Annotated in this window: 25 protein-coding genes and 1 riboswitch; all 25 genes read left to right on the plus strand. The window is 48.7% G+C overall.

All coding sequences use genetic code 11. The features are described 5' to 3' along the window. Positions 1 to 5: 5 nt before the first annotated feature. On the plus strand, positions 6 to 1,967 hold the full coding sequence (locus tag NTY76_00525; protein ID MCX5677582.1) for an ABC transporter permease: 1,962 nt from the start codon (positions 6 to 8) through the stop codon (positions 1,965 to 1,967). Between the two features lie 126 nt (positions 1,968 to 2,093). Further along, positions 2,094 to 2,753 (plus strand): FkbM family methyltransferase, encoded by a 660-nt coding sequence (locus NTY76_00530; GenBank protein MCX5677583.1) that lies wholly within the window; start codon positions 2,094 to 2,096, stop codon positions 2,751 to 2,753. 94 nt (positions 2,754 to 2,847) lie between these two features. Beyond that, positions 2,848 to 4,161, plus strand: coding sequence for an ATP-binding protein (locus NTY76_00535; protein ID MCX5677584.1), 1,314 nt, complete (start codon positions 2,848 to 2,850; stop codon positions 4,159 to 4,161). Between the two features lie 15 nt (positions 4,162 to 4,176). Continuing rightward, positions 4,177 to 4,548 (plus strand): response regulator, encoded by a 372-nt coding sequence (locus NTY76_00540; GenBank protein MCX5677585.1) that lies wholly within the window; start codon positions 4,177 to 4,179, stop codon positions 4,546 to 4,548. Beyond that, the gene (locus NTY76_00545) at positions 4,545 to 4,703 is read left to right on the plus strand and encodes a hypothetical protein (protein ID MCX5677586.1); all 159 of its coding nucleotides are present in this window, start codon (positions 4,545 to 4,547) and stop codon (positions 4,701 to 4,703) included. Before NTY76_00540 ends, NTY76_00545 begins: the two co-directional genes overlap by 4 nt. A 74-nt stretch (positions 4,704 to 4,777) precedes the next feature. Further along, entirely contained in the window at positions 4,778 to 5,077 is a 300-nt protein-coding gene (locus NTY76_00550; GenBank protein MCX5677587.1) for a hypothetical protein, read from the plus strand. 180 nt (positions 5,078 to 5,257) lie between these two features. Next, entirely contained in the window at positions 5,258 to 5,740 is a 483-nt protein-coding gene (locus NTY76_00555) for a peptidylprolyl isomerase (protein MCX5677588.1), read from the plus strand. Further along, entirely contained in the window at positions 5,740 to 6,093 is a 354-nt protein-coding gene (locus tag NTY76_00560; GenBank protein ID MCX5677589.1) for a prepilin-type N-terminal cleavage/methylation domain-containing protein, read from the plus strand. The genes NTY76_00555 and NTY76_00560 overlap by 1 nt, the downstream gene beginning before the upstream one ends. Positions 6,094 to 6,104: 11 nt before the next feature. Continuing rightward, positions 6,105 to 6,833: a lysophospholipid acyltransferase family protein gene (locus tag NTY76_00565; protein MCX5677590.1), complete on the plus strand. Its 729-nt coding sequence runs from the start codon at positions 6,105 to 6,107 to the stop codon at positions 6,831 to 6,833. Between the two features lie 72 nt (positions 6,834 to 6,905). Beyond that, positions 6,906 to 7,652 carry a 2,3-diphosphoglycerate-dependent phosphoglycerate mutase gene (gene gpmA / locus NTY76_00570; protein MCX5677591.1) on the plus strand — a complete coding sequence of 249 codons (747 nt, stop codon included), beginning with the start codon at positions 6,906 to 6,908 and terminating at the stop codon, positions 7,650 to 7,652. Beyond that, positions 7,649 to 9,226, plus strand: a complete 1,578-nt coding sequence (gene purH, locus NTY76_00575) for a bifunctional phosphoribosylaminoimidazolecarboxamide formyltransferase/IMP cyclohydrolase (GenBank protein ID MCX5677592.1) — start codon at positions 7,649 to 7,651, stop codon at positions 9,224 to 9,226. Before gpmA ends, purH begins: the two co-directional genes overlap by 4 nt. Before the next feature lie 3 nt (positions 9,227 to 9,229). Continuing rightward, positions 9,230 to 10,543 carry a bifunctional folylpolyglutamate synthase/dihydrofolate synthase gene (locus tag NTY76_00580; GenBank protein ID MCX5677593.1) on the plus strand — a complete coding sequence of 438 codons (1,314 nt, stop codon included), beginning with the start codon at positions 9,230 to 9,232 and terminating at the stop codon, positions 10,541 to 10,543. 4 nt (positions 10,544 to 10,547) lie between these two features. Continuing rightward, on the plus strand, positions 10,548 to 11,942 hold the full coding sequence (gene mnmE / locus NTY76_00585) for a tRNA uridine-5-carboxymethylaminomethyl(34) synthesis GTPase MnmE (GenBank protein MCX5677594.1): 1,395 nt from the start codon (positions 10,548 to 10,550) through the stop codon (positions 11,940 to 11,942). Between the two features lie 12 nt (positions 11,943 to 11,954). Then, positions 11,955 to 12,512 (plus strand): GTP cyclohydrolase I FolE, encoded by a 558-nt coding sequence (folE, locus tag NTY76_00590; protein MCX5677595.1) that lies wholly within the window; start codon positions 11,955 to 11,957, stop codon positions 12,510 to 12,512. Positions 12,513 to 12,575: 63 nt separating this feature from the next. Next, a complete protein-coding gene (locus NTY76_00595) occupies positions 12,576 to 13,022 on the plus strand; it encodes a divergent PAP2 family protein (protein MCX5677596.1) in 447 nt (148 codons plus the stop codon). Positions 13,023 to 13,039: 17 nt separating this feature from the next. Further along, on the plus strand, positions 13,040 to 13,897 hold the full coding sequence (locus NTY76_00600) for a L,D-transpeptidase family protein (protein MCX5677597.1): 858 nt from the start codon (positions 13,040 to 13,042) through the stop codon (positions 13,895 to 13,897). A gap of 15 nt (positions 13,898 to 13,912) precedes the next feature. Next, positions 13,913 to 14,875, plus strand: coding sequence for an acetyl-CoA carboxylase carboxyltransferase subunit alpha (locus NTY76_00605; GenBank protein MCX5677598.1), 963 nt, complete (start codon positions 13,913 to 13,915; stop codon positions 14,873 to 14,875). Beyond that, on the plus strand, positions 14,835 to 15,284 hold the full coding sequence (locus tag NTY76_00610; GenBank protein MCX5677599.1) for an ATP-binding protein: 450 nt from the start codon (positions 14,835 to 14,837) through the stop codon (positions 15,282 to 15,284). The genes NTY76_00605 and NTY76_00610 overlap by 41 nt, the downstream gene beginning before the upstream one ends. A 19-nt stretch (positions 15,285 to 15,303) precedes the next feature. After that, entirely contained in the window at positions 15,304 to 15,633 is a 330-nt protein-coding gene (locus NTY76_00615) for an STAS domain-containing protein (protein MCX5677600.1), read from the plus strand. A 22-nt stretch (positions 15,634 to 15,655) separates the two neighbouring features. Continuing rightward, positions 15,656 to 16,450 carry an ABC transporter permease gene (locus NTY76_00620; protein ID MCX5677601.1) on the plus strand — a complete coding sequence of 265 codons (795 nt, stop codon included), beginning with the start codon at positions 15,656 to 15,658 and terminating at the stop codon, positions 16,448 to 16,450. A 22-nt stretch (positions 16,451 to 16,472) separates the two neighbouring features. Continuing rightward, entirely contained in the window at positions 16,473 to 17,270 is a 798-nt protein-coding gene (locus tag NTY76_00625) for an ABC transporter ATP-binding protein (protein ID MCX5677602.1), read from the plus strand. Positions 17,271 to 17,300: 30 nt separating this feature from the next. Beyond that, positions 17,301 to 17,924, plus strand: coding sequence for an MlaD family protein (locus tag NTY76_00630; protein MCX5677603.1), 624 nt, complete (start codon positions 17,301 to 17,303; stop codon positions 17,922 to 17,924). A 34-nt stretch (positions 17,925 to 17,958) separates the two neighbouring features. Next, positions 17,959 to 19,878, plus strand: a complete 1,920-nt coding sequence (locus NTY76_00635) for a CHASE2 domain-containing protein (protein ID MCX5677604.1) — start codon at positions 17,959 to 17,961, stop codon at positions 19,876 to 19,878. A 6-nt stretch (positions 19,879 to 19,884) separates the two neighbouring features. Beyond that, positions 19,885 to 20,568, plus strand: coding sequence for an HD-GYP domain-containing protein (locus NTY76_00640; protein MCX5677605.1), 684 nt, complete (start codon positions 19,885 to 19,887; stop codon positions 20,566 to 20,568). A 66-nt stretch (positions 20,569 to 20,634) separates the two neighbouring features. Beyond that, a riboswitch (cyclic di-GMP riboswitch) is annotated at positions 20,635 to 20,756 on the plus strand. Positions 20,757 to 20,814: 58 nt separating this feature from the next. Continuing rightward, a partial coding sequence (locus tag NTY76_00645; GenBank protein ID MCX5677606.1) for a hypothetical protein occupies positions 20,815 to 24,558 on the plus strand: 3,744 nt, incomplete at its 3' end.

Consider the following 24,558-nt stretch of genomic DNA (forward strand, 5'->3'; position numbering starts at 1 on the left):
TTAAGATGATAAAACTGGAGAACCTCTCCAAGACATACAAGATGGGCGAAGTCGGAGTGGCGGCCCTGCAGGGAGTGTCGCTTGATGTCAGGCCGGGAGAATTCGTAGCCATAATGGGGCCGTCGGGCTCCGGCAAGTCGACGCTTCTGCACCTATTGGGTTTTCTGGACTCACCCGATTCCGGCAAATATTATTTAATGGGTAATGATGTAACAAATTTAAGAGATGACAAGCTCTCAGTCCTCAGGAACAATTACATAGGCTTCGTCTTTCAACAATTCCATCTTTTGCCGCGGCTCTCCTCTCTAGAGAACACGGAACTTCCGCTCACCTATGCCGGCAAGCGCCATCTGAAAAAAATAGCTATGGAAAAGATCAAGGCCGTCGGGCTCCTCGAAAGAGGTTCCCATCGTCCCAATGAGCTCTCGGGCGGCGAACAGCAGCGCGTTGCCATAGCGCGTTCTTTGGTTAATGACCCCCCGCTTATCCTGGCCGATGAGCCCACGGGAAATCTCGATTCAAAGAGCCAGAACGAAATAATGGCGATCCTGGTGGATCTTAACCGGCAGGGGAAGACGATCGTCATGGTCACTCACGAGGAGGAAGTCGCGGAGTATGCTAAGAGGATCATCAAGATGCGTGACGGAAAGATAGTATCTGATGAAACCAGGACCGCCACTAAAGATATCGGGCCCGTGCAGACCGGCATATCGGTAGATAAGATATTGTCCGGGGAATCCTCCGGCATACGGCAGGCTGAACTCGCCGATCATTTGAAGCAGGCTTTCGGTTCGATAGTTTCGCACAAGATGCGTTCCGCCCTTTCAATGCTAGGCATCCTGATCGGTGTCGCCGCCGTTATCGCTATGCTCGCCTTAGGCCAGGGGGCGAAAGAGTCTATCTCCCAAACGCTGGCGTCGTTAGGCTCAAACCTCTTAACGCTCAGATCGGGGTCGCAGAGAGTGCATGGTGTGGCTATGGAAGCGGGAGCGGTAACACGCTTTACGTTTCAGGATGTGGACGCTATAGCAAAAATTCCGAATGTGAAAAGGGTCTCACCGACCGTTACCGGCAGAGGGCAGCTTGTCTATATGAATAAAAACTGGAATACCCAGGTCCAGGGCACAGGCGTTAATTTCGCCGAGATGCGGGCATCCGTTCCCACGGCGGGCAAATTTTTTACAGAGGACGAATTACGTTCCCGCGCCAGAGTGGCACTGCTGGGGACAACCGTCGTGAGGGAATTGTTCGGAAGCGAGAATCCCATAGATTCGATGATAAGGATAAACAAGGTCAGCTTTAAAGTGATAGGCATCTTACCGTCGAAGGGCACTAACATGTTCCACGACCAGGACGACCTGGTAGTTATTCCCGTCACCACGGCCATGTACCGGCTTTTAGGGAAACAGTATGTAGACACGGTGGATGCGGAAGTCAGCGATCAGTCGGCAATGGAAGAAGTGCAGAATAACATGAAAGATCTGATCATAAAGAGCCACCGTCTCAGCAAAGAAAATGAGGACTCGTTCGAGATACGGAACATGGCCGATATACAGCAGACATTGGCGCAGACGACCAAGACCATGACGCTGCTCCTAGGCGCCATAGCGGCCATCTCTCTCCTGGTCGGGGGTATAGGAATAATGAATATAATGCTTGTATCTGTCACGGAGAGGACCAGGGAAATCGGTTTAAGGAAAGCGATAGGCGCGCGCGGATCGGACATCATGACACAGTTTCTGATAGAGTCGGTGGTGATGACGTTTACCGGAGGAGCGATGGGTGTTTTGTGCGGTTCGGGAATAGCCGCGCTTCTGGCCCTGGTCGCGGGATGGGCGATAAAGGTTTCGATCTCTTCAGTCCTGCTCGCAACCACTTTTTCTATCGCCATCGGCATAATATTCGGACTGTGGCCCGCGCGGCAAGCGGCCAGACTTAATCCGATCGAAGCGCTTAGATATGAATAACAAAGAGAAGGCCTTGCCTCTATGCTGTTAAAAATAAGTTTAATTCGAGTTATTAACCTTCTGGGAATCTCGGGGATTTACCTATACTTCTGCAAGCGCCTGAAAATATTTCCGGTACAAGTAAAAGTGCCGATATTCGGAAAGATCCGGACATTTCATGAAGCGAGGAACATTTTTGATAATTTTGGCTCCTCAGGGCAATTAAGGGACGAGACGATAGAGCGCTATCTTTCGAAAAAATCGGCGCCATGTATAGTTGATTGCGGGGTAAACGTCGGCGTGACGGCGCGATGGTGGTTTCATCTTAATCGTCGATCAACAGTTTTTGGAATTGACATGATGAAAGAATCTCAGGAATTCACCGTAGAAACAATAAAGTCCATAGGCATAGCCCCGGACAGATATAGGCCCATTATAGCGGCGTTGTGGTCCGAAAACGGAAAAGAGTTCAAAATCGGCATAGGTGACCCGCTTTGCGGCGATTACGGTTTTTATCGATTCGATAAGGAAAAGAGCGAAAGAACTTTTGTGACCAGGACGCTCGATACTGTATTCGATTCCGAAAATATCGGCGATGTAGATCTTTTGAAAATCGATCTGGAAGGCGTGGGGGGCGAAGTTCTTAAGGATGCGGCGAAACTTCTTAAAAAGACGAAACATATATTCCTGGAGACTCACTCCGAAGAGGAAAGTAAGCTGGCCGGCAGCATATTAACAAGTAATAAATTCCGCCTGAGAAAGACTGCTAGCAGGCATCAATGGTGGGAAAAATATGATATACAATAAACTAAAAACTTTTCCGCGGTTAATAGCCCTGATTACAGGTATTTTTTTTATAGGGTTCTGCGTTATATTTGCTTTAGATATCTTTTTTCCCAAAATGCCTGCCCTGATCAACTCTCTTCTGGATAGCCTCCTCCTGGTGATCCTGGCCTTCCCCCTGATATCCCGATTTGATCTTTCCCGCATCGCCATGGAAAACAAGCGAAACTTTGATACCCAGGCGGCGCTCAACTCACTTTTGCGCCTGATGATCGAAGATATCTCTCTGGACGAGATCCTGAATAGAACGCTCGATACCATCTTTTCACTGCCATGGTTTACCGTGCAGCCGAGAGGGGCCATATTCCTGGTCGAGGATGAACTCGATGTCCTGGTGATGAAGGCGCAAAAAAATCTTTCCGAACCTATACGGCAGTTATGTTCAAGAGTCCCTTTCGGCAAGTGTCTTTGCGGAAGGACGGCCTTAACAAAAGATATGCAATTCGCGGACCGGCTTGACAGCCGCCATGAGATTATGTACGAAGGTATTAATCCTCACGGCCATTATTGTGTGCCCATACTGCTCAAGGGCAAGGTGCTGGGAGTGGTTAACCTGTATTTAGATGAGAAATATGCCCGGGATAAGACGGACGAGGTATTTCTTCTTGCGGTAGCGGATCTTCTGGCCGGTATCATACAGGAGAAACGGTTTGAGGAGGGCCAGAGGAAGGCGCAGGAAAGGCTTATCCAGGCGAGCAAGATGGATGTGGTAGGCAGGCTTGCCGGCGGCGTTGCCCATGAGGTGAAGAACCCTCTTGCAATAGTGCTTATGGGAACGGATTATCTTTCAGGAAAGATTAACGCCGGCGATAAAAGGGTATTATCCACCCTTAATGATATGAAGGCCGCTATCAAAAGAGCCGATGACGTTATCAAGGACCTGTTAGATTTTTCCAGGGTCTCGGAGTTAAATATTACCGCGCAGGACATTAATTCCATACTGAATAACGCGCTCGTTTTAGTTAAATATCAAATCGACAGCGCCCATGTAGAGATACATAAAGACCTGAAGGAGGATATCCCCCGGGTTCAGGCGGATAGGAATAAGATAGAGCAGGTATTTGTAAATATCATACTTAATTCTATTCAGGCCATGCCGGATGGCGGGACATTGACGGTAAGGACTTACGCCAAAAAAGTAACAGGAGACACGAATGTAGTTATTGAAATAGAAGACACCGGCACCGGTATCTCCGAAGATAATTTAAATAATATATTCGAACCATTCTTCACCACGCGCCGCGATAAAGGAGGCACGGGCCTGGGCCTCTTTATAGTAAGAAACATAATCGAGATGCATAAAGGAAGGGTAGAGATTATTAATAAAAAAGACGGCCATGGCACAAAGACGACCATAACTCTTAAAGGATAAAAAAGGAGAGGCTTTATGGAAAAGAAGAAGATACTTATTATCGACGACGAAGCGGGCTTTACCAGAGTAGTGAAATTGGCTCTCGAAGAGACCGGCGACTATGAGGTCAGGATAGAGAATAAAGGCGAAAAAGGGCTCAGCACGGCCCTAGAATTTAACCCGGACCTGATTTTATTGGACGTGATAATGCCTGATATTTCAGGCGGCGAGGTATGCTCCCAGATACAATCCGCCGCGGGCCTGAAAGATACCCCTATAGTATTTTTAACCGCCATCGTAAAGGAAAAAGAAGTCGGGCCGGGAGTAAGCACTATCAGCGGCCATCCGTTTCTGGCCAAACCTGTAAGCAAGAAGAAGCTTATCGGAGCCATTGAAAGGTATATATGATAATAGTGCTGGGAATAATCGCCGTCCTGATACTTCTAAGCATTATATATTTACGGAAATTTATGCGCGATATGGCTGTTGTCGAAAGCGAGCTGATTAAAGAGCTTAGAGAAATAAAAAATTGCCTGATAAAGATAAATGAAAAACAGCTATAATAATCTTGCAACTTTATGATGGTGCGTGTATACTTACCTATGACCAGTAACCAGTTGAAAGGGGGTATGCGATTATGAGGAGATTAGCAGTGGTGTTAGTGATCGCGGCTATCGCGTTATACGCGATGCCTGTATTCGCTGGCGATGCGGCATCCGCGCCGAAGGCCGGAGAAAAGTCGATATTCCAGAGGCTGAGCAATGAAATCTGCGGCAGTAAGATGCCTGCCAGATTTGCTGTCAAACCGATTGCGAAAGATTCGGTTGAAGCGGTTAAGTACGTGGGTGATCGTAAAGTGAAGGTGTTCCAGGACGTGTCTGACGGTATCGCCCAGGGGTCCGCAAAGGCAAAGGGCGAGTCTCTGCGTACGAAATAATTGGTTTTCAGCATTTAGTCTTCAATAGGCCCTGTCTTTCGTGTACAGACAGGGCCTTTACTTATGAATAAGCTGAAAGGAAGAAGGGAGCTGACCCTCATTATGGTAAAAACATTATTTATCGTTTCTTTTTTATTATCCGCGCTTCTCGGAGCCGGCTATTATGGAGAACTCTGCGCTATGGAAAACCCGGTTGTCGTTTTAGAGACTACACAAGGCGTCATAGAACTTACGCTCAGGCCGGATGTCGCGCCTAAAGCGTGTGAAAATTTTGTAAAATTGGTTGAGAAAGGCTATTATAACGGCATTATCTTTCACCGTGTGATACCGCAATTTATGATCCAGGGGGGCGACCCCACCGGAACCGGCACCGGAGGGTCATCGATCTGGGGAAGGCCGTTCGGCGATGAATTACGCGCCGATGTCTGTTTTGACAAGCCAGGTATCCTGGCCATGGCAAATTCCGGGCCAAACACAAACGGCAGCCAATTCTTTATCACGACCGTCGAGACTTCATGGCTCAATATGCGCCACACGATATTCGGATATGTTTCGGCCGGGTATGATGTAGTGAAAAAGATAGAAAAGACGCCGACCGGCGCTGAAAATAAGCCTTTAGTCCCTCAAGAGATAATCAAGGCATATATAAAGACGAAACAATAATGCCGATCGTAAAGACGAACGATAGAAGAGGTTTCACGCTTGTCGAGATCATGACGGTCATCGGGATCATCGGCATACTGGCGGCTATAGCTATCGCCAATTTCATGGTGGCAAAGCGCGTCGCCCAGAAGAACGCCTGCATAGCTAACCTGAAACAGATCCAGATAGTTGTCAATACATGGGCGCTGGATACGGACTCGAGTCCGAACGCGACATTCACAAAGGCGGACCTGGTGCCCAATTATATTAAGACATGGCCTAAGGAAGGCACGGCGGATTACCCTTTGCCGGCTAATGTAAATTCTACACCGGTTTGTCCGAATGCCGCCGTTAACACCGACCATACGATATAAGCGGAAGATATATGAGATTGTTGGTATCGATATTGATATGGATAGTGGGCGCTCTCATTACCATGGCCACATTTCTGGCAAGCGTCCTCCTCTCTGTAATACTTTATCCGTTCCCATTCAGGAAAAAGATAGTTCATGCGCAGTGTTTCTGGTGGTCGGACGCGATAATAGCTTTAAATCCCTACTGGAAGATCAGCATAAAAGGCCTGCAGAATATAGACCCCTCTAAAACATATGTTATAGTGGCCAACCATCAGAGCCTGGCAGATATTGTTATAATATACCAGATACGTACGTATTTTAAATGGGTGGCGAAAGAAGAGCTTCTTAAAGTGCCGTTTATAGGCGGCCTGCTTTGGATTAATAATCATATTATGCTTTCCAGGGGGGATTTTAGCAGTGTAAAAGAAGTTTATAAAAAGGCGGCTGAGTACCTTAAAAGCGGCATATCGATGTTATTTTTCCCGGAGGGAACGCGCTCCAGCACCGATCAAATGGGTGAATTTCAGAATGGAGCTTTTAAGCTGGCTATAAGGGAAGGCAAGAGCGTCCTTCCTATATTTATCGGCGGCACCAGGGAAGCGATACCTAAAGGCGGTTTTATCTTTAAAACAAAGGTATCCGGAAAGCTTGTGGTGCTTCCGCCGATCGATACATCGAGTTTCAAGATTGCCGATTACGCGGTCTTGAGAGATATGGTGCGTGAGCAGTTGCAAAAAGTCGCTTCGGAAAAAGCTTAATCATTGGGCGGTTTTGTGTTAGAATAATTTTTGTGAAATAGACGGTTAAAGTTAATACGGGGAGCAATAATAATGAAGAAGCTGGTGTTGCTGCGCCACGGCGAAAGCACGTGGAATAAGGAGAACAGGTTTACGGGCTGGACCGATGTCGATCTTTCCGATAAAGGCAGAGAAGAGGCCGCAAAGGCCGGCGAAGTGCTGAAGAAAGAAGGTTTCGTCTTCGATGTGGCCTATACCTCGGTATTGAAGAGGGCCGTATATACATTATGGACCGTCCTCGACAAGATGGATCTTGTGTGGATACCCGTGAATAATTCGTGGCGGCTCAATGAGCGCCATTACGGGGCCCTGCAGGGGCTCAATAAGTCGGAGACCGCGGCAAAATTCGGCGAGAAACAGGTCCTTATATGGAGAAGAAGCTATGATATCCCGCCTCCGCCTCTTGAAAAGAACGATCCGAGAAGCCCCCGCAACGACCCGCGCTATAGGGACTTATCCGACAGCGAGATCCCGTTGACGGAATGCTTAAAAGATACGGTAAAGAGATTTTTGCCGTACTGGCATGAAACCATAGCTCCGGTGGTCAAGTCGGGTAAATGTGTGATCATAGCCGCCCACGGTAATAGCTTGAGGGCGCTGGTTAAATACCTCGACAATATACCGGATGACAAGATAGTCGGAGTGAATATTCCTACCGGGCTGCCTCTTGTATACGAATTGTCGGACGATCTGAAGCCGATCAAAAGTTATTATCTCGGCGATCCGGAAGAGGTGAAGAAAGCGATGGAAGCGGTGGCCAACCAGGGCAAGGCGAAATGATCAAAGTAAGAAAAGCTCTTATAAGTGTATCCGATAAGACCGGACTGGAAGACCTTGTGAAGGTTTTGCACAAATTTGCCGTTAAGATACTCTCCACAGGAGGGACGTCAAAAGCCATAATCCGTATGGGAGTCCCTGTGAAGGATGTGTCCGATTACACCGGCTTTCCTGAGATGCTGGACGGCAGAGTGAAGACGCTCCACCCGAAGGTCCATGGCGCTCTCCTGGCTTTGCGCGATAATAAGGAACATATGGATGCCGTGAAAGAACACGGGATCTCCCTGATAGATATGGTGGTCGTGAATCTCTATCCTTTCGAAAAGACAGCCTCGAAACCGCAGATAGAGCCGGAGGAGGTCATCGAGAATATAGATATCGGAGGCCCTTCGATGCTGAGGAGCGCGGCAAAGAACTATAAATCGGTATGCGTTGTCTGCGATATCGCCGATTATAAGAGAGTTATCGAAGAGATGGAGAAGAATTCAGGTTGTATCTCGGAAGAGCTCCTTGCCTGGCTCGGAACAAAAGTGTTCGCCAGGACCTCGGCCTACGACGCGGCCATACATAATTATTTGAGATCGCAAGTGAAAGGAACGGCGGCCGGCGACGAGGAGCTTTTGCCGGAAACGCTCACGATAAATTGTAAAAAGATTCAGGACCTGCGGTACGGCGAGAACCCTCACCAGAAAGCGGCATTCTACAAGGACCTGTTATCCGACGAGCCGGGCGTCGCTTCCGCGGTCCAGCTCGGAGGGAAGGAGCTTTCGTTCAATAACATAGTAGATCTTAACGCGGCGCTGGAGATAGTGAAAGAATTCGCGCTTCCCGCGGCCGTTATAGTGAAACATACTAATCCGTGCGGAGCGGCGGCGGCCGATACATTGAAACAGGCATATCTGGACGCCCTGGATTGTGACCGCATGAGCGCTTATGGAAGCATCGTCGGATTCAATGCCCCCGTAGATATCGTTGTCGCCAGGACGATCCTCAAAGAGGCCGATTTTGTCGAATGCATCATCGCGCCGTCTTATGAGGCGGATGTCGTCGAGGCATTAAGGAAGAAGAAGAACCTGAGGCTCCTGGAAGTGAAGAATTTTGGTATCAAGACCGCAAAGATCCGTCCCGACCTGAAGAAGGTCGTCGGGGGCGTTCTCATTCAGGATAGGGATATCCTCGGCCTGAAGGAATCAGACCTGAAATTCGTCACTAAAACAAGGCCGACGAAGGATGAGCTTAAGTCGCTTATGTTCGGATGGCTGGTGGCGAAACATGTTAAGTCGAATGCGATCGTCCTGTCTCAGGGCACAAGGACCGTGGGCATTGGCGCGGGCCAGATGTCGAGAGTGGACTCTGTAATGATAGCCGCGCGGAAAGCGGGAGAGCGTTCTAAGGGCTCGACTCTTGCCAGCGACGCGTTCTTTCCCAAAGAGGACGGTATCGAGCAGGCGGCCCGGGCCGGCGTCAGGGCCATAATACAGCCGGGCGGATCTATAAGGGACGCCGAAGTTATCAGTAAGGCGGACTCGTTCGGTATCTCGATGGTCTTTACCGGAGTCAGGCACTTCAAACATTAATGCATGACCTACCAGGAAGCTCTACAATATCTCGATAGCTTCATCAATTACGAAAAGAAGAATAACTACGATTATAACCTCTCCTTTAAACTCGACAGAATGAAGAGGCTATGTTCTCTTTTGGGCGATCCCCAAAAGGAGATCAGGTCCATCCATGTGGCAGGCACCAAAGGAAAAGGCTCCACTTCCGCTATAATACAATCCATTCTGAAAAGCTCCGGTTTTAAGACGGGCCTTTACACGTCTCCGCACCTTGTATCTTTCTGCGAGAGGATAAAAATAAATGACGCTCTTATAACGGAAGAAGATGTGGGCGCTATACTCGATACGGTAAAAAGCGCGATAGATGAGATGGGCTCTGAGAAGCCCTCCTTTTTCGAAATATATACAGCGCTGGCATACCTTTATTTTAAGAGAGAGAATGTGGATTTCGCCGTATATGAGGCGGGATTAGGGGGGCGTCTCGACGCCACCAATGTAATAGACCCCCTGGTATGTGTCATCACTCCGATAAGCTATGAGCACACGCATATTCTCGGAGATACGCTTGCGAAGATCGCGTATGAGAAGGCCGGAATAATTAAGAGCGGCAGCATCTGCGTATCGGCCCCGCAGGAAGACGAAGCGCTCGCGGTTATAGGAAGCGTGTGCAAAGAGAGGGAGGCTGAACTCGTGCTGGCGGGCCGCGATATTAAATTTAAGGAGATCGCCTCAAATGACGAAGAAGAGGTCTTTAACGTCTCTTCATTCTTCGATAAATACGATAGTTTGCATATGAAACTGCTTGGGTTCCATCAGGTGATAAACGCGAGCGTGGCCATAGGGGCCGTAGAGGCGCTTCGTTTGAGCGGGATCTCCATAGGAAAAGATGCGGTAAGGAAAGGGATCGAGTTCGCCAGATGGCCGGGAAGGCTCGAGGTGGTGAGGAAGAGAAGCCCGCGCATAATTCTCGACGGCGCGCAAAATAGAGCCAGCGCAGATGCCCTGGCGCGCTCAGCGAAAAAGCTATTTAAATACAGGAAGCTTATTCTGGTCCTAGGAGTCTCTAAGGATAAGGATATAAAAGGGATGCTAAAGGAACTGGTGCCTGTGTCGGATATCATCATTTTAACGAAGTCCGGAGTGGCCGAGCGGGCGATGGATCCCGAGTTTATAGGCGCTCTTATAACCCCTGAATCTAAAGTTGCGGGTATAACTCAAAGCGTTAAAGACGCGATCGATATGGCTCTCAGAAAAGCGGGAGCGTCCGACCTAGTGCTGGTTACAGGTTCTTTATTTGTGGTCGGTGAGGCGCGGCAGATCCTGGTGAAAGAGTGATGTGATGGCTAAGATAAACACAGACGATACGATAGCGGCGATAGCAACTCCGGTAGGCGAGGGCGGGATAGGTATAGTGCGTTTAAGCGGCCCTTCAAGCCTTGCGATAGCGGATAAGATATTCGATTCCGCGTCCGGTGAGAAACTCTCCCGATGCGCGGCATATACGACACATTACGGAAAGATCAAAGACCCTAAGACATCGGAGATCGTCGACGAGGTCATAGTTACGGTTATGCGCGCGCCTAAGAGCTATACCAGAGAAGATGTGGTGGAGATAAACTGCCATGGGGGGCTTCAGCCGGTAAAGAAGACGCTGGAGCTTACTTTGAAGAACGGCGCTCGTATCGCGGATCCCGGAGAATTTACCAAGAGAGCGTTCCTGAACGGAAGGATAGACCTGGTCCAGGCTGAAGCCGTTCTGGATGTGATACGTTCGAAGACCGAAGCGTCGCTTAAGGTCGCGATGACCCAGCTCGAAGGCGAGCTTTCCGCAAGGATAAACGCTATTCGGGAAGAGATCATCGATATCACATCGGAACTGGAGGCGGATATAGATTTTTCCGAAGAAGAGGCGGGCGTATCCGACCGAAAGAAACTCTTCCTTCGCACAGGCAAAATAATTACGGATCTCGAAAAATTAATCAATACTTACGATGGAGGTTCGATACTGAGGGAGGGAGTTCTGGCGGTAATATGCGGCAAACCCAATGTCGGAAAATCGAGCCTGATGAATCTCCTCTTAAAAAGGGACAGAGTCATCGTATCTCCTATACCCGGCACGACCCGTGATACGATCGAGGAGATGATCAGTCTGAATGGCATTCCGATCCGCCTTGTGGATACGGCAGGGATAACCGACACGAAGGATATGCTTGAGAAAGAAGGCGTTGCCCGAAGCAGGAAATATCTCGCGATGGCGGACATTGTGGTGCTCATCCTGGATCATTCCACGAGGATAGACAGAGCCGACCGGGAGATCATAAAGATGTGCGCCGGCAAGAAGAAGATAGTGGCGCTGAATAAGACGGATCTTGCCGGAAAGATCGATGCGAAGGATATGCGGGCGCTCTTGAAGAAAGAGAAGTTCATAAAGATATCTGTCGGTAAGCGTAAAAATATAGATCTTCTGGAAAACGCGCTGACGGAGGCAGTATGGTCCGGCGGTTTTACCCAGGGCGAGCCGGCTATACTTAGCAACGCGCGTCACAAAGGGCTTCTTGACAAAGCTCTTGCAAATATGTTATCAGTTAAAGAGGCGTTTAAAGCGGATGAAGGGCCGGAGACCATTGCGATAGACCTGAAAGAGGCGATAGCGGCGCTGGGGCTCGTGATAGGCAAGACTATTTCAGATGATATACTTGACAGGATCTTCGAACGGTTCTGCATAGGGAAATGACGGGAGAATCCGATGGATAAAGCACGTATAGAAAAAGCGGTCAGGGAGATACTGCTGGCCATAGGAGAAGATGTAAAACGACATGACATAAAGGATACGCCCAGCCGGGTTGCCGACATGTATGAGGAGATATTGGGTGGCACCAAGGTTAACCCGGAAAAGGAGCTTGAGGTCGTATTCGAGAAAGAGCATGATGAGATAGTGCTGCTTAAAGGAATTCCGCTATATTCAATCTGTGAACATCATCTTTTGCCGTTCATAGGACGGGCGCACGTTGCCTATATTCCGAGCAATAACCGCGTAACGGGCTTGAGCAAGATCGCAAGGGTAGTAGACACATTTTCCAGGCGGTTGCAGGTCCAGGAGCGCCTGACTACCGATATTGCGGACCTGATAATGAGAAAATTAAAGCCGAAAGGCGTTCTGGTGGTTATAGAGGCCGAACATCTCTGCATGAGCATGAGGGGCGTCAAGAAACCCGGTGTAATGACCATAACCAGCGCTGTCCGCGGTGTATTCAGAAAGAACGAAAAGACCCGGTCCGAGGCCCTCGCCCTTATCCGCGGTTGACGCTTAAGAGCCGCATATTATCGTTGAATTACCCTATTCCATATAATATAATATAAATCTATTATGAACCCATTACTGGAATTCAGCAGAAATTATATATTCCTGACATCATTTGCGGCCTGGGCGATCGCCCAGACGATAAAGGTCATTCTGGGCGTAATAAGGGAGAAACGCTTTAACTTCAGATGGTTTGTCGGGACCGGCGGCATGCCCAGCGCGCATGCGGCGAGCGTATCGTCGCTATCCACATCGGTGGGCGTTACCTATGGCTTTGATTCCGCGTTATTTGCCATCGTGCTCACATTCACTCTCATAATCATGTTCGATGCCCAGACGACAAGGCTTTCTACTGGGAGGCAGGCCGGTATATTGAATAAGATGATAGACGATATATACTGGAAGCACCAGTTCGACGACAAGAAGCTTAAAGAATTTTTAGGGCATACGCCGATAGAAGTGTTCGTCGGAGCGGGCCTGGGCATAGTGGTTTCGTTACTCCTCTATAAATAGAAAAGAAGGTATTCGCCGTGAATAAAAAGATCGCGGTTTTTGCGATATCGGCTGCACTGTCGATCATCTTCGTCGTTATGCTTTATCGGCTGATATTCGATATGGCCTCGCGGGCCCGAACGCCGGCGCCGGACATATCCAAAACCGCCGCCACAATCTCTAAACCCGCGGAAAGAGAGGATGCGTACTGGCGCCTTGCCTCGATCTGCGAAAAAAAACAGGATCTTTTAAAATTAAAAAATATCTATCAGCAGATACTGGAAGAGTTTCCCTCTTCCAATAATGTCCTGAAAGCCCAGGAGGCGCTGGAAAATACCAATGTAAGGCTCTTATTCTCAGATATTCAGGACCCCGACTCTTTTATCTATCGGGTAGAGAAAGGCGATGGGCTGGCCAAGATAGCTAAGAAATTCAATACGACCGTAGAGCTTATTTTAAGGGCCAATGGATTGAAGGACGGGGTATTGAGGTACGGCAGGAAGCTGAAGATCACGAAGCTCAGATTCAGCATAGTTGTGGACAAATCGCAAAATATATTGACCTTGAAAGCGGACGACAAGATATTCAAGACTTACAGAGTATCCACAGGAAAGGATTCTTCAACACCGGTAGGCAGTTTTAAAATAATCACTAAGATAATAAATCCGCCATGGTATCCCGCTAAAGGTAAGGCGATACCGTCCGGCGATCCGAAAAATGTCCTCGGGTCGAGGTGGCTGGGCATATCCAAACCCAGCTATGGCATACACGGCACCATAGATCCGGCCTCCATAGGTAAGAGTGTAACCGAAGGCTGTGTCAGGATGAAGAACATTGAGGTCGAGGAACTCTATTCGATAGTGCCTGAGGGCACAGAAGTGGTCATAGTCGATTGATCGAAGAAAGGTATTATGGCGATGATGCCCGGGTTTGAATTCGAGAAACCCATCATAGAATTAGAGAGAAAGATAGAAGAGCTTAAAGGGCTCACCTCCCACAAGGATATAAATATTTCCGGCGAGATCAAGACCCTGGAAGGCAAACTCCTTCAGATAAAGACGGATGTATACGAAAATCTTACCCCATGGCAGCGAGTCCAGATAGCCCGCCATCCGAAAAGGCCGTACACACTTGACTACATCGAGATGATGATGACGGACTTTATCGAGATACACGGCGACAGGCATTTTTCCGATGACAAGGCCATGATATGCGGCCTGGCGAAGATCGACGGGGAGAGCATAGTCGTGATCGGCCATCAGAAGGGAAGAGATACCAAAGAGAACCTCGAAAGGAATTTCGGCTGCGCCAACCCTGAGGGCTATAGGAAAGCGATGAGGGTGATGTATATGGCCGCCAAGTTCAACCTGCCCATCGTCACCTTCATAGATACGCCGGGCGCATACCCCGGAATAGGCGCCGAAGAGAGGGGCCAGGCTGAAGCGATCGCATATAACCTGAGAGAGATGGCGGACCTGAGGACGCCGATACTGATCTTTGTAATAGGCGAGGGCGGTTCGGGCGGAGCGCTTGGCATAGGCGTTGGCGACAGAATCTATGTGATGGAGAACGCCTATTATTCGGTGATATCTCCCGAAGGCTGCGCGGCTATACTATGGAAAGAACGCTCCCGTTCGCCTGATGCCGCTATGGCGCTGAAGCTGACCGCGAAGGACCTGATCGAGATGAAGATAATCGATGGTATGATAAAAGAGCCTCTCGGAGGAGCCCACAGGGATCCTCAGGGGACGGCCACTAGCCTGAAAAAAGTGATAAAGAAGGAACTGACGAGCCTGAAGGCCATTCCAAAAGACAAACTGATAAAAGCAAGATATGATAAAATCAGATCCGTTGGCGTTTTTAAAGAATCGTAAGAATCTATCCGGAAAGATCCTGATAAAAGTTCCGAGTGAGATGAGATACATAAGAAAAGTATCTTCCGGAGTATTGTCAGGGCTTAAGCATTATAATGTTGACGAAGGCAGGCTATTCGATATAAGACTTTGCGTCGAAGAGGCGGTAAGGAACGCGATGGTCCATGGAAACCATTCCGATAGCGCCCTTTCGGTCAAGATCGCGTATTGGGTCGATAATGGAGTTCTCAGCGTAGAGATAGAAGATGAAGGCTCAGGTTTTGACCATACTAATGTGGACGATCCCACTCTTGCGGGACATATTCTGAAAAATTCCGGCAGAGGGGTTTACCTGATTAAAAAGCTTATGGATAAAGTCGAATACAATGACAAGGGCAATAAAGTGGCCATGATAAAGAGGCTAAAGTAAGGGGGGTAAGGATATGCCGATGAAGGTAGAGACCAAAAATGGATTGACTGTCTGTTATGTCGAGGGCGAGATCGATATAAATACAAGCCCCGGCGTAAAGAAATCTTTCGACAAATTGATAAGCTCGAAAACGCCGAAAATAATAATTAACCTGTCGAGGGTAACGTATGTCGATTCGTCGGGCCTGGCGACGCTTGTAGAGATATTAAAGAACATGAGGTCGTATGGGGGCAGGCTCAGGTTATCGGACATGTCCTCGAAGGTAAAGAGCCTGTTCGAGATAACGAAACTTGAGAAGTTATTCGAGATAGTCGTCGATGAGAAAGAGGCCATTTCGACGTTCGTTTAGTCTGTTTTTATAGGACGGTGATATGAATTTCTTCGAACGGATAGGCAGTATAGTACTGGGCGCGTACCGGCAGACCGTCGAGGCCCTGGCGTTATTTTTTGATACCATCGCCTGGCTGATCATCGGCCCTGCCAAGCATAAGTCGGCCAAGCGGTCCGGCATATTCTACCAGATGGTATTTGTAGGCGCCGGTTCTCTCATAATAACTTTCTTCGTGGCTTTTTTCACCGGTATAGTGATCGCGATGCAGAGCGCTTATCAGCTCGGCAAGTTCGGCGCGAATATATATGTGGCTCCGATGGTCGCGGTGAGCCTTGCCAGAGAGCTCGCTCCTGTACTGACGGCGCTCGTTGTGGCCGGCAGGGTCGGAGCGGCAATCGCCGCTGAACTGGGGACGATGAAAGTCAGCGAGCAGATAGAAGCGCTCGAGACGATGGCCCTTAATCCGATCAGGTATCTGGTTATACCGCGCTTTTTAGCCCTCCTTATAATGCTGCCATGCCTCACCATATTTGCCGATATCATCGGTATATTCGGCGGGTTCCTGGTCGGAGTCTTTAACCTCAAGCTGGATCCTTACAGGTATATAACCTTTACGTTTAAGTACATGGCATGGAAGGATGTATGGACGGGCCTTGTAAAGAGCGTGACGTTCGGTATAGTGATATCTATGGTCGGCTGCTATATGGGCCTTAAGACCAAAGGCGGCGCCGAGGGCGTCGGCCGGGCCACCACGCTGAGCGTCGTGACCAGTTTTATACTCATAATACTTTTTGACTGCATACTTACCGGCATATTTTTCTTCGCTCACCAATAATAAGGATGATCTACAGAGCCTCATGGAAAGAGAGATAGTAGTAAAAGCGGATAATGTGGTGAAGAAGTTCGGCGATCGGACGATCCTGAACGGCATAAGCCTTGATATATATAAAGGCGAGACGTTCGTTATAATGGGCGGGAGCGGCTGCGGAAAGAGCACGTTTCTCCGCCATATAATAGGAGCGCTCACTCCTGATTCTGGTAAAGTCCATCTTCTCGGTAAGGATCTGTCGAAACTTAACGAAGATGAGATGGACAAGATCAGGATGAAGATAGGGATGTGTTTTCAGTCATCCGCGCTCTTCGATTCAATGACCGTGGGAGACAATGTCAGCCTGGGTTTAAGAGAACATACAAAGCTCGATAAGAGCGTTATAGATATAGTGGTGAAGATGAAGCTTGAGATGGTGGGCCTAAGAGGTTTTGAGGATATGATGCCGAGCCAGCTCTCCGGCGGAATGAGAAAGAGGGTGGGGCTGGCGCGCGCTATATCGATGGATCCGGAGATCATATTTTACGACGAGCCGACTGCCGGGCTTGACCCGATAGTGGCTGGAGTTATCGATAAGCTCATAATAGACCTATCGAAGAAGTTGAATATAACGAGCGTTGTCGTGACCCACGACATGAAGAGCGTCTTTTCGATCGCGGACAGAGTCGCGATGTTTTACGAGGGCAAGGTCCTTGAAGTCGGTTCATCCGACGAGGTAAAGAATTCCAAGAATCCCATGGTGCAGCAGTTCATAAACGGAAACCCTGATGGGCCGATCAGGTTCTTCCGGCAAAAAGATGATTATCTGGAGCGCCTGATAGCTTAGGTACGAAACGTTAATAGGAGACTAGACAAGATGAAAATTAATAATGAGATCAAGACGGGTATAATTGTTGTGGCAGCGATCCTGGTGGTTGCGCTGTTTTACGCGAAGACCGCAGGCACCTCTTCCGGTAAAACATACAGGATAAAGACGTATTTCAATTACGCCGAAGGCGTGAAACAGGACGCCATAGTGAAGCTTGCCGGCATAGAAGTGGGCCGCGTCGAGAAGATACAATTTCAGTATATGCCGGAGACGAAGATCGAGATGGTGATGGCTATCAGCGATAAGGCCAGGATCCATGAGGATTCCATAGCTTTCATAGCCACATCGGGCATGATAGGCGACGCCTATTTGGGGATCACGCCGGGAACGGCGGATAAGCCGTCTGTGCATGAAGGCGGCATTATAGCGAGTGAAGATCCCGTGGAGGCGAGAAAACTATGGAAGAAGTCGGATGCCATAGCCGATAACCTCGATAAGATGCTGATCGAGGTTAAGGGCCTGACGGAGAACGTCAACGGCGTGATGAAAGATAATAAGGCGCGTATCGACGGCATAGCTGTTAATCTGGAACAGACCGCGGTGAACTTCAAGGATTTCAGTTCAGATATCAAGCAGCACCCGTGGAAACTTCTCATGAAGGGGAAAGAATAGCTTAAATAGCTGAAGGTTAGCGCATGCTAAAGAAGTGAAATCAAAATCCTTAAGAGAAAATGCCGGATTTATAGCGCTGATATTTATAGCGCTTGCCATCTTCGCCGGATCCTATTTCCGCGTCCTGGACAGTTATGAACTCGAAACGCTAGATCTCAGGTTCCGCCTCCGCCCGCCTATTTCTACCTCGGATAATATAGCTATCATAGAGATCGGCGACGATACGATCGCGAAACTCGGCCGGTTTCCGTTTGACAGAAGATATCACACCCTTCTTACAAAGGCTCTTTCCGAATCGGACGCCCGCATTATACTATTCGATCTATTCTTCAGTGAACCGGAAGAGAGCGATAAGGAGTTTGAGGACGCGGTCGCGAAAGCTGGTAATGTTTATTTCCCCGTTGTATTTGAACTCGATCCAAAAATATCCCGCAAAATACCTTCCGCTACAGCTTACGCCGCCCGATGCCTCGAAGGCTTCAATTCCGCCGCAAAAGGTATAGGACATATAAACATCATACCGGACATAGATGGTAAATTCCGCCGCGCGAGCGCCTATATAAGGTATGAAGGCTACAGGCTTTCACCGTACCTTTCGCTTCTTGGGGCTTGCGACTATCTCGGGATATCTCAAAAAGACGTGAAATTCGCTCCGGGTAAATATCTGTATCTCGGCAGCGGTATAAGGGTGCCGCTCGACCAGGATTCCGCCATTATAGTTAATTACTCAGCCGGGTGGGGGAGAAGTTATCAGCATTATTCCTATGTAGATATAATTCAATCATATCTGGCTAAGGCCGCCGGCGAGAAACCTGTTCTCGACCTTTCCCTGTTAAATGGAAAAATTTGCATAATAGGTTTGACCGCCCTCGGTACCGTAGATCTGCACCCGACTCCGTTCGGTTCACTCTATCCCACTATGGGCATGCATGCCGAAGTTATCAATTCGATTCTAAAAAAGAAATTTATACAGAGAGCTTCGCCGGAAGCTAACCTGGTGATACTTCTGTTTTTATCCGCTATTATTGCGGCTGTTGTGCTGAAGACAAAACCTGTAAAAGGCCTTGTTTGCCTTATATCCATAATCGCGGTACTGATATTATCCGGCATTGTGATATTCGACATGTATGGAATCTGGATAGATCTTATCTATCCCGTTTTCGTCATCGTGATGCTGTATATCTCCATCACGCTTTATAGATATATTTCGGAATGGAAGAGGAGGCTTGTTATCGAGAACGAGCTCCAGATAGCCAGGAAGATACAGGAGAGCTTCCTGCCCAGATCGACTCCGTCAATCGAAGGTTTGAGCATCTCTGTGGCGATGTTCACGGCGCGCCAGGTGGGAGGGGATCTTTATGACTTCATACCTTTCGCAAACGACAGGCTTGGTGTCATGATAGGCGATGTATCGGGCAAAGGAGTGCCGGCGAGTTTATTCATGGCGATGTCTGTCGGTGCATTCCGCACTTTTGCCTCCTCAGGTGCGAAACCCGAAGGGGTATTAGCCGGCCTGAACATAAAACTTATCAATGAGTCATCATCGAATCTCTTTGTCACGATCTTCTATTCGATATTCGATATGAAAAACAGGGCTTTTATTTATAGCAATGGCGGTCATCTTCCTGTGCTGTACTTAAATAAGGAAGGTAAGCCGCAATTCCTCGATGTGCGCGATGGCGCTCCTCTTGGTCTCCTGGACGGCCCGTATTCCGGAGGGGAAATAAAATTCGGCCCGGGCGACGTATTCATATTCTACACAGACGGCGTTACGGAAGCTATGAATCAGAAGTCCGATATGTACGGCAAGGAGCGTCTTTTGCTTGCGGCGGAAAAGAACAGGCATTTGCCGCCGGATAAGATGCTTGCCGAGATAGAGAAGGATCTGCGGCGGTTTGAGAGACAGATCGACCAGCACGACGATATAACTATTATAATCGTAAAGGCGGTATAGGGACTTATGGGAAAGCATAAACATGAGGCCGGTAAAATACTGCTGGAAGTGAGCAGGGCCATTAGTTCATCCTTGGATCCGGATGAAGTCAGCAGGCTGTACCATAAGATGAAGAGCCTTTTTTTAAGCACGGTAACGTCTTTGACAAGAGCTATTAATGTGAAGGACAGTTACACTAGCGGCCACTCCGAACGCGTCATGAAGTATGCTCTCGCTATAGGCAGGGAGATGGTTCTTGACGATCAAGCTCTCGAGAATCTCGGACTGGCAAGCCTTCTGCACGACATAGGCAAGATCGGCGTAAAAGAGAGTATCCTCATGAAACCGGCAAAACTTCTTGGACATGAGCGGCAACAGATGAGGATGCACCCGGATATAGGCGCGAGGATCGTAGAATCTATAGATGGTTCCAATGTGATGCGCCGCGGTATATTTGAACATCATGAACGTTATGACGGAAAGGGCTATCCTAATCGATTGAAAGGAGATCAGATATCTATCGAAGGCAGGATTATCGCTGTAGCGGATGTCTTCGATGCGCTAACTACGGACAGACCGTATCAAAAAGGGGACTCCGAGGATTATGCCTTCCAGAAGATAACGAGAGAATCGTCGTCGCAGTTTGACCCGCAAGTTGTTGCCGCATTTGTAATTTCATACAAAAGTCATCCGGAGATTTGGCGCAAATAGAGTTAAACATGAAAAAGTTAGTTTTTTATGATTGACATTATATATTATATATGATATTCTTAAGACAAGTCGAAAGGGCAAAACCGCCGAGAAGCGGTGACATCCCGAAACGGGATTACGGCTTGAGGAAATAGCGGCCGTAGCAAAGCCAAGGGTCTGGTAGGATATCAGGCAGCCTGGTTGCCGAAACTAAAAAGTTAGGCGATCGGGCTTTTTGTTTATGGTTAATTTTAAGGAGGCACTAAATTGAAAACTATAAAAATTTTATTAATTTTGGCATTGCTTTTCCAGCAGGTAACTGATTTTGGATATGCTTTGCCCGTCGGCTCAGAGAACAATCACATCATGAGCGTTGGAAATCAGACGCAAGCCGATGGCCTTGTATCATACCTGCAGCAGCGGGAAAATCTCGTCTCAAATAATCAGGCACAGCAGGCTCCGCCTGCGATCAATGTTCCCAGTAACGGTTATGATTCTCCGGCGGCTATAGGTATTGCTCCCGATGGCGCGACCGCGAATGCGGCAGCTACGTCGAGAGGGCTGTCTCTTAGTTACAGCACAGGAACCGCGGGCTGGGCGGGAGCGGGCTTCGATTACGGCCTTACTCCGGCGAATCTTGCAGGTATGACAGAACTGGTTGTAGGCCTCAAAGGCACACCCGGCATGGTCAAGCTGGAGATTAAGGACAAGAACGGCAAGATGGCATTTGTCTATCTTGACAGTATAAAGGCCGACGTAGAGCAGGTATGGGTTATCCCGCTGGATTATTTTGTTACAAAAGGCGTCGATCTTTCCAATGTGCAATTGATCGATTGCATTGTCGAAGGAAATAATCAAACCGGCACACTGGAATTTAACAGATCCCTTACACCGATGTGGATCGAGCCGTCGACGAGTTTAACAAGCCAAAATATAAATCTTCCAGCAGTCGGTCTAAACAATCCTTCTCAGACAGCGGTAGCTCCGGATCCCGCACAGATTACCAATCTGACAGTGACCGCGAGAGGCATAAGCTTTAACTATAACACGGAAGCGCCGGCCGGTTCTCCAAGTGCCAATAGCGATGGTTGGGCGGGCGCAGGGTTCTCATATGATAATCTGACTACTCCTCTGAAGGAATCTTTTGATCTTAAAAGCGCGCTTGGCAATTCTCCTCTTGTTATAGGAATCAAAGGCGATTGCGGCAAGATAAGATTAGAGATCGTGGATAAGAACGGCCAGAAGGATGCAGTACTATTAGATGGCGTCAGCGCTTCTCAGGAAAATGTATGGGCCGTTTCATTATCAGAATTTCAAGGAGTTGACCTTAACAATGTAAGCTATATTTATTTTATTGTCGAAGGCGCCAATAAAACCGGTTATCTGGAAATTAACAGGCTCGCAGATTCGGTTTACATACCACCGGATCCGACGAAGCATGCGAGTGATATAAATATACCCACGGAAGGCCTTACCATACCTGGAGGCGTCACAGTGGCGCCGACAGGGGCCATTGAGACACTTACTCGCACCTCCAGAGGTATATCCGTTGCCTATTCCACGAATTCCGGAGCCAACGCCGGCTGGGCGGGAGCGGGCTTCTCGTACGCGGGCACCGCGCTCGGCTACCAGGACTTATCTAATCTCTCAAGCCTCATCTTCAGCCTTCAGTCCTCCGAGAGTACTTTAAAACTCGAGCTCGTGGATTCTCTAGGCAATAAGAGTGCCATATACTTATCCGGCGCCTCAGCCACAACGGAGACATTCTACTCGGTAGACTTCACAAAATTAGTTGGTAAAGCCGACCTCAAGAAGATATCATTCATCTACGTTATAGTAGAAGGTGACAATAAGACAGGAACACTAGAGCTTAACGACCTTAAAGTTTCTAACATGATTTCGGCCGACCCAACGAAGACAGCCTCTGACATAAATATACCCACAGAAGGCCTGACTATCCCAGGAGGAGTAACGGTTAATCCGACAGGCGCCACCGCAACACTCACCACTACTCCTAGAGGCATATCCGTAGCCTACTCCACCAATTCCGGCGCTAACGCAGGATGGGCGGGAGCAGGCTTCTCGTATGCGGGCACCGCGCTCGGCTACCAGGACTTCTCAGGTCTGACAAACCTCGTCTTCAGCTTAAGAAGCACAGAGAGTAACAGCGCCTTAAAACTCGAACTTGTAGATTCTACGGGCAAGAAGAGTGCAATATACCTTATTACTGATTTTCTCCCCACTAATTCACGCATGAAGTTTCCGGTGCGGAGCGAAACATTCTACTCCATAGACTTATCGAAGATGGTCGGTAACGCCGACCTGACGAAGGTCTCTTTCATATACGTCATAGTCGAAGGCGACAATAAGACGGGCACTTTAGAGTTAAATGACCTGAAGGAGCCGAACACTATCCCGCCGGACCCCACGAAGAACCTTACGAACGTCAATGTCCCGGCCACCGACATATACGTCCCAAGCCCGATGGTGGTGAATCCCTCCGGAGCTACGGGTACAATGACAAGGACAGATCATGGCATGGTCATAGGCAACTATAACACCGGTTCGGGTGTAAATGGTGGCTGGATAGGAGCCGACCTTAACTACGCAACAGCTCAGAACCTTACGGGCCAGACTATAGTGCTAGGTGTTCAATGTAGCGAAGGCACCCTGAAGTTTGAGCTCTCGGATTCGTCCGGCAACAAGAGTGCGATATATTTGACGGGTGTTTCGGCCACAACGATGCAGTACTATTCGATAGATGTGTCGAAGTTATCAGGTAATGCAGATCTGTCGAAGATCCAAAATATGGCCATTGTGATCGAGGGGGAAAACAAGGCAGGTAATTTCTTAGTTAACTATACGCCGAAGACGCTTATAGCCCGGTATGATCCGTCCAAGACGATCGCGGACGTAAATATCCCGGTAAATAGCTTAACCGATCCTGCCGCCGGAGTCTTCAAGCCCACAGCCGTAATAGGAGACCTAACTCTCACCACCTACGGATTCGCGATAAATAACTACGATACAAAATCCGGCGTTAACGGCGGCTGGATAGGGGCTAACCTAGGTTATGCCACCTCAACCGACTTAACAGGTAAGACCACCGTGAAGCTCGAGCTCTCGGATTCACTCGGCAATAAGAGCGCCATATACCTCTCAGGCGTCTCGGCCTCGAACATGCAGTACTATTCGGTAAGCGTATCGGCGCTTTTAGGCTCGGCTGACCTCTCCAAGGTGAAGAATATCACCGTGGTAGTCGAAGGCGACAATAAGATAGGAAGCTTAGCCATAGACTACACGAAGAACTCGACCACCATACCGCCGGACCCGACGAAGAACCTTACGAACGTCAATATCCCGGCCACCGACATATTCGTCCCGTCGCCCATGATGGTGAACCCCTCATCGGCCACAGGCACGATGGTGAGGATCGACCACGGCATGGCGATAAATAACTACAACACTTCCTCCGGAGCTAACGGCGGATGGATAGGCGCCAATCTCAATTACGCCAGCCCCCAGAACCTCTCGGGGACTACGATCGTCATGGGGGTCCAGGGCGCTTCATCCACCGTGAAACTCGAGCTCTCGGATTCACTTGGGGCTAAGAGCGCGATATATTTAACAGGCGTATCAGCCACCACCATGCAGTACTATTCGATAGACTTATCGAAGCTCTCAGGTTCGGCCGACCTCACAAAGGTCGCCAATATAGCGATAGTAGTCGAAGGCAATAACAAGACCGGAAACCTCCTCATAAACTATACCCCCAAGACGATCACGACACCGAACGACCCGACCAAGACGGGTTCGGACGTAAATATCCCCATCAACAGCCTGACGGATCCCGCGCCCGGAGTCTTCAAACCCACAGCCGTAATAGGAGACCTAACTCTCACCACCTACGGATTCGCGATAAATAACTACGATACAAAATCCGGCGTTAACGGCGGCTGGATAGGGGCTAACCTAGGTTATGCCACCTCAACCGACTTAACAGGTAAGACC

Source organism: Candidatus Omnitrophota bacterium, assembly GCA_026387175.1.
Taxonomy (GTDB): Bacteria; Omnitrophota; Gorgyraeia; order 2-01-FULL-45-10; family 2-01-FULL-45-10; genus CAIMPC01.